Origin of the sequence: Coleofasciculus sp. (assembly GCF_046539235.1) — a bacterium.
Classification (GTDB): domain Bacteria; phylum Cyanobacteriota; class Cyanobacteriia; order Cyanobacteriales; family Coleofasciculaceae; genus Coleofasciculus.
In genome coordinates this window covers 1-13,501 of the sequence record NZ_JBKHHI010000161.1, presented here as the reverse complement: position 1 = coordinate 13,501, position 13,501 = coordinate 1, and the positions used below count along the sequence as shown (strand labels likewise).

General features: G+C 48.3%; 13 protein-coding genes and 1 tRNA gene. 12 read left to right on the top strand and 2 right to left on the bottom strand.

The genetic code is table 11. The features are described from left to right. The first annotated feature begins 57 nt into the window (after positions 1-57). The 8 genes from ACLFWI_RS15630 (at position 58) to ACLFWI_RS15595 (ending at position 5,573) form a co-directional block, all read left to right on the top strand. Entirely contained in the window at positions 58-354 is a 297-nt protein-coding gene (locus ACLFWI_RS15630) for a hypothetical protein (RefSeq protein ID WP_446408357.1), read from the top strand. Positions 355-623: 269 nt separating this feature from the next. After that, positions 624-2,495, top strand: coding sequence for an alpha/beta hydrolase (locus ACLFWI_RS15625; RefSeq protein WP_446408356.1), 1,872 nt, complete (start codon positions 624-626; stop codon positions 2,493-2,495). A 244-nt stretch (positions 2,496-2,739) separates the two neighbouring features. Next, positions 2,740-2,812: transfer RNA gene (locus ACLFWI_RS15620), tRNA-Phe, on the top strand. A 118-nt stretch (positions 2,813-2,930) separates the two neighbouring features. Next, positions 2,931-3,266 carry a hypothetical protein gene (locus tag ACLFWI_RS15615; RefSeq protein ID WP_446413684.1) on the top strand — a complete coding sequence of 112 codons (336 nt, stop codon included), beginning with the start codon at positions 2,931-2,933 and terminating at the stop codon, positions 3,264-3,266. Positions 3,267-3,420: 154 nt separating this feature from the next. Beyond that, a complete protein-coding gene (locus ACLFWI_RS15610) occupies positions 3,421-3,774 on the top strand; it encodes a YtxH domain-containing protein (protein WP_446408354.1) in 354 nt (117 codons plus the stop codon). An 11-nt stretch (positions 3,775-3,785) separates the two neighbouring features. Further along, positions 3,786-4,310, top strand: a complete 525-nt coding sequence (locus ACLFWI_RS15605) for a DUF948 domain-containing protein (protein WP_446413683.1) — start codon at positions 3,786-3,788, stop codon at positions 4,308-4,310. 329 nt (positions 4,311-4,639) lie between these two features. After that, on the top strand, positions 4,640-5,440 hold the full coding sequence (locus ACLFWI_RS15600; protein WP_446408352.1) for a TPM domain-containing protein: 801 nt from the start codon (positions 4,640-4,642) through the stop codon (positions 5,438-5,440). 7 nt (positions 5,441-5,447) lie between these two features. After that, entirely contained in the window at positions 5,448-5,573 is a 126-nt protein-coding gene (locus tag ACLFWI_RS15595; RefSeq protein WP_446413682.1) for a hypothetical protein, read from the top strand. A 70-nt stretch (positions 5,574-5,643) separates the two neighbouring features. On the opposite strand, the gene pgeF is transcribed toward ACLFWI_RS15595, so the two are convergent. Further along, on the bottom strand, positions 5,644-6,453 hold the full coding sequence (gene pgeF / locus ACLFWI_RS15590) for a peptidoglycan editing factor PgeF (RefSeq protein WP_446413681.1): 810 nt from the start codon (positions 6,451-6,453) through the stop codon (positions 5,644-5,646). Positions 6,454-6,592: 139 nt separating this feature from the next. Between pgeF and ACLFWI_RS15585 the strand changes: the two genes are divergently transcribed. Both ACLFWI_RS15585 and ACLFWI_RS15580 read left to right on the top strand, forming a co-directional pair. Continuing rightward, positions 6,593-7,453 (top strand): biotin--[acetyl-CoA-carboxylase] ligase, encoded by an 861-nt coding sequence (locus ACLFWI_RS15585; protein ID WP_446413680.1) that lies wholly within the window; start codon positions 6,593-6,595, stop codon positions 7,451-7,453. Positions 7,454-7,574: 121 nt separating this feature from the next. Further along, positions 7,575-9,041: a M23 family metallopeptidase gene (locus tag ACLFWI_RS15580; RefSeq protein WP_446413679.1), complete on the top strand. Its 1,467-nt coding sequence runs from the start codon at positions 7,575-7,577 to the stop codon at positions 9,039-9,041. A gap of 76 nt (positions 9,042-9,117) precedes the next feature. Here ACLFWI_RS15580 and ilvN read toward each other — a convergent pair whose 3' ends face one another. Then, on the bottom strand, positions 9,118-9,636 hold the full coding sequence (ilvN, locus tag ACLFWI_RS15575) for an acetolactate synthase small subunit (RefSeq protein WP_446408348.1): 519 nt from the start codon (positions 9,634-9,636) through the stop codon (positions 9,118-9,120). Positions 9,637-9,836: 200 nt separating this feature from the next. Between ilvN and ACLFWI_RS15570 the strand changes: the two genes are divergently transcribed. Then, the gene (locus ACLFWI_RS15570; protein ID WP_446413678.1) at positions 9,837-12,590 is read left to right on the top strand and encodes a valine--tRNA ligase; all 2,754 of its coding nucleotides are present in this window, start codon (positions 9,837-9,839) and stop codon (positions 12,588-12,590) included. Between the two features lie 68 nt (positions 12,591-12,658). Continuing rightward, positions 12,659-13,204, top strand: coding sequence for a hypothetical protein (locus tag ACLFWI_RS15565; protein WP_446413677.1), 546 nt, complete (start codon positions 12,659-12,661; stop codon positions 13,202-13,204). Positions 13,205-13,501 lie beyond the last annotated feature (297 nt).

The window sequence follows — 13,501 nt, the reverse complement described above, 5'->3', positions numbered from 1 at the left end:
CCTTCACTCCCCTACCCCAATCTCTCCAAGAAATCCGTGAAATCAGTGTTTTGACGAATGTTCAGCCAAATCTATTACTTAATTCTTTCCAGAGTTGACGGGCGCTATCTCGTCGCCCAGCCTACTGCTAGGGATCGTGAGATGGAGGCAGGTTACTTATTAATGTTTCGTGAACGGTTTGAAGCCCTCAGCTATCTGAATACCCACGCGGCTGATCTAAGCGATCGCTTTGCCGTTGAGTCTGTTTCCGGAACCCAGTTAAAAGGATTACTCCAACGCTGGGGATTTCATGGGGTAGGGATTGTACAAGACCCTTTGATTCCCAAAATAGAGTTTCTATCTTATGGAGGGTGACATCAATAATTTCTTACGTCTAAGGATAAGTATTCTGCCCAGATTCTAAAAATAAATAAGTCAAGATTACGCCAAATTCTATTTTTAGATGAACTAGAAGACTGATCCTATTCGTTCACAATGAATGAAGATATGATTGCTCAACCTTTACCCTGTATGCATTTCTTTGCGGTAGCAACCATGTCAGGGAAACTTATAGAGACGGTGTTGGGTCGCTTTAATGGGAACTCTATGTCTTTTTTCATACACCCCAGTCAAATCAGTGCATTATGACGTTTCAAGTGAATCGGTTTGCTGCCAAGGACTCTCGGCATCCTCAACCTAGAAAAGGAGTGAAGTCCAGAGGGCTAATCCAGAAACTTAAACACCACATTTTTTTATTCGGCGTAGTCCTTTGTTGGGGAATCGCCACTCCCCTGAATGCGGCTGAACGAGTCACCCTGCAATTAGGACCGTTTAAGCAATCGGTGGAAATCGAGGATCTAGAAGAATGGGCGCAGACGGGTCTGTTACCGCCGACTCTCACACCCTACCGTTCCTTACTCACCCCCCAAGTTCAGCAGGTACTCAACAGACGCCTGCAACTCGACCCCAATCTGGCGGAGAAATTTATCAATGATTTGCTGCTGTCCACCGATGGCGCACGCTTACTGGATCAAATTGGTCGGGTACTCCCGGATAGCAGTCTGGATCAGTTAAAAGCGGCTCTATTTTTAGCTGCACGCCAAGCCAATGGATTGTCGGTGCTAAGTTTTTTAAGAGCTTACCCCGAACAGACCGTCACGATCAATGCCTCATCCGCGATCGCGATTGTTCTACAAATGAATCTGCCTTACTTACAATCTCAAGTGGTTAATCCGATCCTGGAACAGGAACTCACCGTGGCGGATACCCCAGAGTTTGCGGCTGACTTTGACCCAACGGTGACCGGTTATCAATATGTCCGGGAACGTACCCTGAGGCTACGTGATCACGATCGCGATCGGGCTATTCCCGTCGATGTTTACTGGGTGGGCAATACCTCTGGCCCTTTGGTCGTTCTCTCCCACGGCTTTGGATCTGACCGCAAATTTTTAACCTACCTAGCCCGTCATCTCGCTTCTAATGGTTTAACTGTTGTGGCAATAGAACATCCCGGCAGTAATTTTAGCTGGCTCAGTGGGGTTTCTCTAAGGAGTAACATTGGAGAGGTGTTACCCCCATCGGAGTTTATCGACCGTCCTCAGGATGTTAGCTTTGTCTTGGATCGGCTGGCGAAAATTAATCGGGACTATGGATCATTACGGGGCAAATTGAATACGGAACAAGTTACCGTTATTGGTCATTCCCTAGGCGGCTACACAGCTTTAGCCTTAGCCGGAGGACAACTTGACCTAGAGGAATTGCGAGAGTTTTGTCAAAAGCGTAGTCCTCTAGAACGCTCACCGGCTGACTGGTTTCAATGTTCTGCCACAGACTTACAGGACGATAATGTGCAGTTACGCGATCAGCGGGTGGTTCAGGTGATGGCTCTCAACGCCGTTACTGGACATTTATTTGGCAGTACGGGTTTAGCAGCGATAAAAATTCCCACCTTGATGTTAACGGGAACCGATGACGCGATTACCCCCTCTGTGGAACACCAACTTCGCGCCTTTGATCAGTTAGGCGGACTCAAGTATCTAATGGTGGCGCTGGGGGGGACTCATTTAAGTGTCACCGATCGCGCTAGTCTCAATGAAGCTGTAACCAGCAGTACCTTGGTGCGGGAACTAACGGATAAAGAGGCAGAACCCCTGCGTCGGTTGTTTCGAGGCGTGAGTTTAGCTTTCATTAAACAGCTAACGCCTGAAGCCCAACGTTATAAACCCTTTTTGACGCCAGCTTACGCCCAATCGCTTTCCACTCCCAGCTTATCCTTACGCCTGAGTACTCAACTCCCGCCCAGCTTAACCACTTGGTTCCAAGTGTTAAGTGTAAGTAACCAGAAGATTGCCATCCGTTTCCCTACCCTCAATCAAGGTGCGATCGGGAAGATTTTTTCACCCTTTGCCAACTCTCCCACGGTTCTGACCCAGACAGATTGCTGCACAGGGCAACTTAATCAGATTTTTACGAATTTTATGAATACCTATAATCGGCGTTTAACCGGAATCAGTTAGCCGCTTCTATGCCTTGACACTTAAGCTAAACCGTGTTATCTAAAGATGTGCCTGGACTGGCGCTCTAGGAGATTCCAGATGTGGGCAAATCTAGTTGCTTAATTGTCAGCTATTGGGATATAATCAAAAGCCTGAAACTATTAAACGAGCTAACAACAGGGTAAGCTAAATCACATTTATTCCTGATCGGGCTTGCCAACACCAGGTTAAGTTTGCTACCTTAGTTAAGGTGCAAGGATAACAAGCCGGGATAGCTCAGTCGGTAGAGCAGGGGACTGAAAATCCCCGTGTCGGCGGTTCAAGTCCGCCTCCTGGCATTCCTAAAAGCTGATTCTATATAAATTAATTAAGGCAGGAACAGTTAGTCTCCTATAACTGTTTCATTTTGCATCCATTTGATATCGATGCTATCAGTTCATTGCCCGATCTTTAAACATGCTCACCGTTGTCGTCATTTTAAATCTGCTAATCTCGCTATTTGGTTTTTATCTGGCGTGGCGGATTTGGAAATTACGACGGGTGCTAGCCGCGGCGGCTGATATTGTCGCCAAGGCTGAACAAAGTACATATAGGGTTTTACATGGCGCTCCCCAAGCCATCTCTAGAGGGCAGCTGGGTGTTCACGGATTAAAAAAACGCTATCAGCATTTAGAGTTTCAGTTACAACGAGTACAGCGAGTCTTGATGGTGTTGGGCTTTATTCAAAAGACCTATCAGTCTAGGCGACGCCGCCGGGGAAAGCGATCGCCTGGTAAAATTTCCTCACTCTGAACCTTAAGCCAATTGCCCCCCTTTATGTTAAAAGGGAGCTATCAAGAACACAAGCGAGCTGCCATCTGCGTTCTTGAGCAGAGTCTTCAGGGATTTCTGATCAAATTTCCCGAGCAAGTCTGCCTAAAATTGGTGTAAGGATAGAGACCAAACGATGTCAAAAAAGAATGCTGGAGTATTTATTGGGGGTTTAGTTGTCGGGAGTGTGATTGGCACCCTCACCGGATTGCTGATTGCCCCGCGTTCAGGGCGGGATACGCGACGGTTGTTGAAAAAATCTACAGATGCCTTACCGGATTTAGCCGAAGATCTATCAACAACTGTACAACTACAAGCCGATCGCCTTTCTGAATCAGCCCTACGCAACTGGGATGGAACCTTGACCCGACTACGAGACGCGATCGCAGCCGGACAAGAGGCTTCCGCCAGGACACGAGACGAACTCAACTCGCCTCAATCTGGCGTGGCGACTGAATCACCCGCGTCAGTTTCTGATCATCAAGTGTAGGCAACCGGTCGGTGATTGATCCTTTATTTTGGCTCGGACTCTCCATTCTATTAGTAGCGGTTAGCTTAACTGCTGTTTTAGTGGCAGCATTACCGGCGCTGCAAGAATTAGCACGGGCAGCCCGTAGTGTGGAAAAGTTGGCAGATACGCTGCGGCGAGAATTACCGCCTACTTTAGAGTCGATTCGTCTGACGGGTTTAGAAATTAGTGACTTGAGCAACGATATGAATGAGGGCGTTAAAAGCGCGGGTCAAGTCGTGCAACAAGTTGATCAAAGTATCAAAGGTGCGAAAAATCAGGCGAAAAAAGCCCAAGTCGGCAGTCGTAGCGTTGTTGCTGGTGTTAAAGCGGCTTGGAAAACCTGGAGAAACCCTGCGGCTAGTCGTCTTTCCCTTGATCGCTTACCCCCCTCTGAGCGCAAGGCTCTTGATTTGCAACAACAGGATACAGATCCGGATACGGTTGAACAAGAGTATGAGCGATATGAGGAAATTCAGGATAATGCTCCTGTTTCTCGGCAGGGGGGTGATGGGTGAGATAGGGGAGCAGTGTAGAGACGTAGCATTCTACGTCTGGAAGCGGGGGGAGCGGGGGCAGTTGGGGAAGTTAGGGAAGCTGAGACATTCCGATGAAACATCTTTATGTAGGGGCGGGTTTTACCACTAACATTTCGTTTTCACCCTGATATAACTAAACCCGCCCTGACCTAACCGTTCAATGCTTGCTTCTCAAGGGAGCGAGTATGACGAATGACAAATCCCAAATATTAGAGTAAAGTAAACAAGTGTAAAGAAATCTTTACCTTAACCTGATCTTATCTCCCATTTAAGATATCTCACCCCTGTCCATTGTTTTGTGTATCGCAATGCTGGATCTTTTTAAACGATTTTTGGTAATCTTGGTAGCGTTTTGTCTGGCTGGCTCTGTTTGGGCGATCGCACCATCCGCTCAGGCTTATAACAACCCCGATCTACTCCCGGAAACCCAGACGCCCATTATTGACTTGGCAAACCTGCTGCCCCAGCTTCAGGAAGAAGCCTTAATTCAAGACATAGAAACGTTTGAGGCACAAACAGGCTGGAAGCTGCGGGTATTAACCCAATATGACCGTACACCCGGTTTAGCCGTTCGCGATTACTGGGGACTCAATGATAAAAGTGTTTTACTGATTGCTGACCCACGCGGCGGTAATCTGCTAGGCTTTAACGTGGGCGATGATTTATACCAATTTCTACCCCGTACCTTTTGGGTAGAGTTGCAGACACGCTTTGGGAACCTCTACTTTGTGCGTGACAATGGGGAAAACCAAGCAATTGTCCAAGCGTTAGACACCGTTAAAACTTGCCTAAATAAGGGTGGATGTAACGTTGTTCCGGGCTTGCCTCAAGAACAGTGGATTCTCACCCTGATTACCTCATTGGTGGGTGGTGTCGTTTTGGGATTTGCCGCGATTCCTCGCAAAGATGGACAACTTGTGGCTTGGCAATGGGCATTAATCTTTTCTCCCTTGTGGGGTATTCTCTTCATTGCTTTCGGAATCGGTCCAGTTGTCACTCGGACGGCTGAATGGTTGCCTTTATTCCGGAATGTATTGGCGTTTGCGCTAGGGGCGTTAGTGGCTTACCTGTCACCGTTTATTGGTCAAACAACAGCGTCGGAAATGTAATTGGTAATTGGTCATTGGTCATTGGTCATTGGTCATTGGTAATTGGTCATTGGTAATTGGTCATTGGTCATTGTTCATTGGTCATTGGTCATTAGTCATTGGTCATTGGTCATTAGTCATTGGTCATTGGTAATTGGTCATTGGTTTTTTCCAGTAAGGGCGCACGTCTATGCGCCCCTACGTTATGACAACAGATTGCCGGTTCATTTGCTGACAATTCCTGACCACTGCACCTTTTTTTGCTGAGTGCGACGATAGGAGAAGAAATACTCCGGTTGCTGATAGGTACAGTGAGGCGCGATCGCGACTTGTTGATCCTGTAAGCCGAGTTGTTCGAGTTGTATAGCGTTCACCCGCCGTACATCTAAACGTACTCGCCCTGGATGGGGATCGTCGAAAATGGGGGAATGGGTCAGCTGCTGTAATTGCGGCAAAATCGATTCAGGATTTGTTTTATCCGTCGGAATAATGCTAGAACCTACTTCTATGGCGACGGTTTCCGAAACCTGATACACTTCTGGCGCGATCGCCGGTCCCATGGCAACCCTGAGATTGTCTAGGCGGGTACCGGTTTCTAGGAATCGCGCGATCGTCTTTGGCACAATTCGAGCCGCTGTTCCTCGCCATCCTGCATGAATAGCCGCGACTCGTCCCGTTTGTTCATCTCCAATCAGCACAGGCGTACAGTCAGCCGTGCAAACCCAGACAGCTTCCTGGGGGTGTTCAGTGAAGATACCATCAGCCGCAGGTTTTTCCGGCGTCTGAGTCTCCTTTTGACTGACTAAACCCACAATTTCAGATGGTGTGAGGACAGTATTCCCATGAACTTGGCGCACCCGATAAACATTCGCTTCAGGCTGTAGGGCTTCTACAATTTGGTCAGGGGTACGGGGTGAGAAAGCTGAGGTGAAGAAGCCGTGACGCCAAGATTTGAGAAGGCTACAGGTTAGATACGGTAAGTTGTCCCACGTTTGCCAGTACCACGTATGCATTGATTTTTGTTCATTGTTCATTGTTCATTGTTCATTGTTCATTGTTCATTGGGTTTTGTCTGCTGCGTCAAAAGGAAACTGACAATAACAACAGGAAAATTATTCCATAGAGCGAAGCACAGGAGTACAATAAGCTAGCTTAGCTAATCTTTAAGCCGTAGTGGTACTTAATCAACAAGCTCTGGAAATAGCCCTCCAAACCGTCACGCAACAGCTATCCCACTCTAGACTCCCAGGACTTCAAGATATCGGGGAGCTTGCTATCTATTTATTTGACAGCCTATCCTCTACCAATCAAACCCTCTGGGAATTGCTGGATAGAGGCACAACATTACCTACCGTTGTTATCGCGGCTCAACAAACCGCCGGACGAGGACAGTGGGGACGGCAATGGCAATCGGAGCAGGGTGGGCTATACTTATCGTTGGCTTTAACTACGAATGTGGAAGCATCCAATAGCGCCCAGCTAACTATGTGCAGCGCTTGGGGCGTTGCTACGGCGTTGAGATGCTATGGTATTCCTGTCCTGATTAAGTGGCATAATGACCTGCTGTTATGGGGTTATAAGTTGGGGGGTATTCTCACCGAAACCCGCCTGTCTAAGGGGCAGATTACTAAAGCGGTGATTGGGGTAGGCATTAACTGGAGCAATCCTGTGCCAGAAACAGGGATTAATTTACAATCCTTTTTTGCGACTCAACCCATGAGTCCATCCGTAACCTCCCTAGAACTGTTAGCCGCAATCGTGATACAGGGATTGCGATCGGGGTATCACTACGGGTTAGAATCAGGCATTAACAATTTACGGTTGTCCTATCAAGAGTTACTGTTTCATCAGGGAGCCTCGATTCAGGTTAACGGATATCCTGGCATCGTCAAAGGCGTCACATCAATGGGTGATCTAAGAGTTGACTTGAACTCAGCTCAGGCAGCGGATGCAAATGCTTACACCGTCATCAGTCCCGAAATTCACCTCAAGCCCGGTACAATTAGTCTGGGTTATTCTCAAGATGTGCCTTGAGTCAAAATATGAGTTGTTTGAATGAATGAATCGGTGTTCTCGTCTAATTAAATTCCCTTAAATTGACGGAAAATTCTTACTTAATATTGATTGAGAGTGAGCCATGAGGAGTGAGTCGCAAATGAATAAACAAACCGTCGCCAATTCCACCCCAACGGGCATATTTTATCGGTATCCCTGGCTGAAGCAGGGCATCAGTGTGATGGGAGGACTCGGTGTTCTCAGTAGTGGTTTGGTTGTTGCTCAAACCGATGCACCAATCGACACAGGCGCAGCCCCAGCCGCACCGCCTGCTCCCCCAGCGATTAAATTTACTCCGCCGCCCCCAGCCCCTCCCGCCCAGCCTAAACCTGCTGCGCCACAAGTTATTGTTGCTCCCCCAGCCCCTGCGCCTAAACCCGCTTATCAACCCCCTGCTCCCCCAGCTCCTAAACCTTCAGCCCCTGCACCGATTACCGTTAGCAAGCCTCCAGCCCCAGCTCCGGCTCCGGCTGCACCAACACCCAGAGTGGCGACACCTCCAGCGGCAAAACCGAGACTAAATGCGCCGAATCTCTCTATCCCGGCTCCCGCCACCTTAGCCAAACCTCCGAAGGTTATTGTTAATCCTTCCCCGGCTCAGACGGCGACTCAAACCCCAGTTGCGCCGAATAATAGCTATATTGATCCGACCAACTACAGTCTGGGGGCAACACGGGGAACGGAAAAACCCACTGTGGTTGTGACGGAGCGGTCAACAGGGTGTCAAACCGTGTCGCGCAATGGACAACTAGTGAGTGGGAGTTGTGGGGGTCAAGCTACGCCAAGACAACAACCTCAAACGGTTCAAGCCAGGGTTCAGCCAGAGCGAGTTCAACCTCAACCCCCTCAACCTCAGGCAAGAACTGGTGGAGCCGCAACTCGACTCCCTACACCTCCAGTTGCCGTCAACGCCAGTGTGAGACGCCCAGTCAGGCCAGTGCAACGGGTTGCCGTGTCTGGCAATTCTGGGGGCAGACAGTATACGCGCCGTCCTCCCGTCTCCTCTCTATCCCCAACGCCATCACCCAAAACCACTCCCACGGGTCTGACTTACTATAATTTCTCCAACCGACCCCAGGGACGTACTATCGTTGGCAATGCCAGCTTTATTTTCCCCTTAACCATTCCGTCGGCAATTAGCTCAGTATTCGGGTGGCGCACCCATCCGATTACCGGGACATCTCGTTTCCATGCGGGTACCGATATCGCCGCCCCGACGGGGACACCCGTTTTGGCGGTGGCTCCTGGCGAGGTGGCTACGGCTGATTACTTAGGTGGCTACGGACTCACGGTGATTTTGCGCCATGAGGAAGGGACTCAGGAAAGCCGCTATGCTCACCTGTCAGAAGTTTTTGTGCAACCAGGTGAATCGGTGGATCAGGGTAATGTGATTGGGCTGGTTGGTAGCACCGGATTTTCCACCGGTCCCCATCTCCACTTTGAATGGCGTCATCAAACCACCGATGGTTGGGTGGCGGTTGATGCTGGCGCTCATTTAGAATATGCTATGGCTCAACTGATAGAAGCGTTGCAGGTGGCACAGGCGATCGAGCAACCGGATTCGTAAGGTCATGTAGAGACGTAGCATGCTACGTCTCTACAGGTTCCGATTGTTCAGATTGATGGGGGGTTCTGGTTCTCAGTTAGACTTTGGCTTCCAGGGACTTGAGATATTCGGTATTGACACCGGATTCGCGGATCAAGGCAATTTTTCCAGTCCGGGCGACTTCCCGAAGTCCAAACTTGCTCAAAATCTGGATGATCGCGACCATTTTTCCCGGGTCTCCCACAACTTCAATGGTCAGGGAATCTTCGGCAATATCTACCACCCGCGCCCGGAATACTTGGGCAAGTTCAATGATCTCCGATCGCGTGGAACTGGTACCGTTGACTTTGATCAACATTAATTCCCGTTCCACACAAGGAGTAGTGGTAATCTCTTGAACCTTGATCACATTGATCAACTTGTAAAGTTGCTTGGTGAGTTGCTCAATCGATCGCTCATCCCCAGGCACTACCATCGTAATCCGGGAAATCCCAACTTTTTCAGCCGGACCAACGGCGAGACTTTCAATATTGAAGCCGCGACGGGCAAATAAACCCGCAATGCGAGTTAAGACGCCAGCTTCATCTTCAACTAAAACTGAAAGGGTGTGTTTCATCAGCTAACACCAAAGTGGCACAAAGGCAATCGCCTCTTGCTTATGTATAATCGGGTCTTGGCTTGAGGCTTTTATATCTTACCGTGGTCTGAAAAAATAACAAGACTTAATTCATCTATTTTTTTTTTGACTTTAAGCCCGGTGAAACCCAAACCCCGTCATCGGGTATGGCAAAATTAAACGTAAAACCCAAGATTTCCATGACAGCAACCACTCCCTCCCTACCCACTCAATATGATCCCACCACGACCGAAGCCAAATGGCAGACGTTCTGGGAAGAACAGGGCGTCTTTCAAGCCCACCCAGAACAAGGTGGTGAACCCTATTCTATGGTGATCCCACCGCCCAATGTCACCGGTAGCCTGCACATGGGTCACGCCTTGGGACAAACCATTATGGATATCCTGGTTCGCTATAACCGGATGAAGGGGTGTAATACGCTTTGGGTTCCGGGGACTGACCATGCCAGTATTGCCGTGTCCACAATCTTAGATCGGCAACTGAAAGCCGAAGGCAAAACTCGTCAAGATGTAGGACGGGAAACCTATCTGAATCGCGCTTGGCAATGGAAAGAAGAATCAGGGGGTTGGATTGTTAACCAATTGCGTCGCTTAGGCGTGTCGGTGGATTGGTCGCGGGAACGGTTCACTATGGACGAAGGCTTGTCTAATGCTGTGCTGGAAGCCTTTGTCCAACTCTATGACGCCGGACTGATTTACCGGGGTGAATATATGGTGAATTGGTGTCCCCAGTCACAGTCAGCGGTTTCGGATTTGGAGGTGGAAAATAAGCAGGTTAATGGTCATCTGTGGCATTTTCGTTATCCCCTGAGTGAGGGAAATGGGTCAGTGGAAGTGGCGACAACTCGCCCGGAAACCATGCTGGGGGATACAGCAGTGGCGGTTAACCCAAAGGATGAACGCTATCAGCATTTAATTGGCAAAACCTTGACCTTGCCGATTATGGGGCGAGAGATTCCGATTATTGGGGATGAGTTAGTTGATCCTAGCTTCGGTACAGGATGCGTCAAAGTTACACCCGCCCATGATCCCAATGACTTTGAAATGGGCAAACGCCATGACTTGCCCTTTATTACTATTCTGAATAAAGATGGCACGCTGAATGAAAATGCGGGCGAGTTTCAAGGACAAGACCGATTTGTGGCACGGAAAAATGTGGTGCAGCGACTAGAAGCGGATGGATGCCTGGTTAAGGTAGAAGACTACGATCATACCGTTCCCTATAGCGATCGCGGCAAAGTCCCCGTTGAACCCCTATTATCCACCCAATGGTTCGTCAAGATTCGTCCCCTGGCGGATAAAGCCCTGGAATCCTTGGATCAGCATAACTCCCCCAATTTTGTCCCCGATCGCTGGACAAAAGTTTACCGAGACTGGTTAGTTAAATTAGAGGACTGGTGCATTTCTCGCCAACTCTGGTGGGGACATCAAATTCCGGCTTGGTATGCGGTGAGTGAAACCGGGGGACAAATTACCGATAATACTCCCTTTATCGTGGCTCATAGTGAGGCAGAAGCCTTAGAAAAAGCAAAAGCACAATTTGGTGAATCTGTCAAACTTATTCAAGACCCCGACGTTCTCGACACTTGGTTCTCCTCCGGCTTGTGGCCCTTCTCCACCATGGGCTGGCCCCAACAGACGCCAGATTTAGAGACCTACTATCCCACCACCGTATTAGTTACAGGCTTTGATATCATCTTTTTCTGGGTTGCCCGGATGACGATGATGGGCGGATATTTCACCGATCAAATGCCATTCCAAACAGTTTACATCCACGGCTTAGTTCGGGATGAAAATAACAAAAAGATGTCCAAGTCGGCAAATAATGGTATTAATCCACTGATCCTAATCGAGAAATATGGAACCGATGCGCTGCGCTATACCTTAATCCGGGAAGTCGCGGGTGCGGGTCAAGATATTCGTTTAGAGTATAATCGCCAAACCGATGAATCGGCATCCGTAGAAGCCTCGCGCAACTTTGCCAATAAGCTGTGGAATGCGGCGCGGTTTGTGATCATGAACCTGGATGGGAAATCGCCCCAAGCATTGGGTTCGCCACTGGCACAGGAACGGGATACATTAGAATTATGCGATCGCTGGATTCTCTCTCGCTTTTATCAAGTTGTTACTCAAACCCGTCAGGATTTAGACCATTATGGTTTAGGAGAAGCCGCCAAGGGACTCTATGACTTTATCTGGGGTGACTTTTGTGACTGGTATATTGAACTGGTTAAACAACGGTTGCGCCAAAAGGGAACTCAATCGCGGCAAATAGCCCAGCAAACCCTGGCGCATGTTCTTGATGGTATCCTAAAAATGTTGCATCCATTTATGCCGCATATTACCGAGGAAATCTGGCATACTTTAACTCAAAAGACGGACGAGTGTTTAGCACTACAACCCTATCCCGCGCTACCCGACTCGGAAACCGAACCCGGTGCATTTCCCATCAATCAAGAACTAGAAAAGCAGTTCGAGTTACTCATTGGCGCAATCCGCACCATCCGCAACCTGCGTGCAGAAGCAGGTGTTAAACCCAAGACAAAAGCCCCGGTGATTTTGCAAAGTGAAAATCCGGATGAACGAGAGATTTTACACCAGGGTGAATCTTACCTGCAAGACTTAGGTAAAGTCGATACCTTAACCATTGTGCCAGCCTTAACCGAAGACCTGAAAAACACGATGGCAGGTGTAACGGGTACGGTTCAAGTGATTATTCCTCTAGCGGGTTTAGTCGATGTTGAGACACTTCGCGCTAAGTTAGACAAAGACCTCAGTAAAATCGATGCTGAAGTCAAATCTCTGTCTAGTCGTTTGGCGAATCCAAACTTTGTCAATAAAGCCCCCGCCCCTATTGTTCAGGGTGCTAAAGATGCATTGAGTGAGTCTATGCATCAAGCCGAAATTTTGCGCGATCGCCTTAAGCGACTTTAAAACGATGATAAATTATTCCTTCATGAAAATCAATTCCTTACTCATTAACGACCAACAACTAACAGGCTATGCTACATCTTGGTGAAGTGCAAAACAGCGACAAGGACGGTAAGATTGAACTCCAATTGCTAGCCCGTCAAGAATCTAATGATTGCTGGGCAGTCATTAATCCACCAGAAAGCATTTCGCTGGATGGTGCGAACGCCTTTCATCAAGGATCGTTAGTGTTGGTAGACATTTCTGACAATCAAGAGGTTCTGGATATTCAATCTGCCAAGGAGTGGGTATTAAACTTTGTCCACCGATATCTAACTATCGGAATTACGCCCATGTTCTTACAGGAAGAAGTGACCCGCACAGAACAATGGCGACAAGATTTGACGTTACAAAGTCAAGATTTAACTCGTCAGCGGGCTGAAATGGAAGCCCGTCGCGAAAATATTCAAGCCTTAGAAATTGAATTAAAACTCCAACAGCAACAAATGGAGGAACGGGAGGCTAAGTTACAGGAGCAATTAAAAAAGTATAATATTACTCTTCCGGATGAAGAAGATGAGGAAGATGAGGAAGATGAGGGAGATGGGGGAGATGAGGAAGATAAGGGAGATGGGTAAAGCAGGGGGAGCAGGGGAAGCATGTAGAGACGTAGCATGCTACGTCTGGAAGCAGAGGGAAAAGAGGCGTTCCGATAAAACATCTTTTGTAGGGGCGGGTTTTACTACTAACATTTCGTTGTCACCCTGATGTAACTAAACCCGCCCCAACCTAACCGTTCAATTATCGCAAATGATATCATGTCCAGACCCATCACCCCTACTAAAAATGTACGGACTCCAAAACCCAAGCCCCTACTCCCATCACCGTAATTATGGGTATTCAACCGGACATGATTATGACAAATGACAAATGAC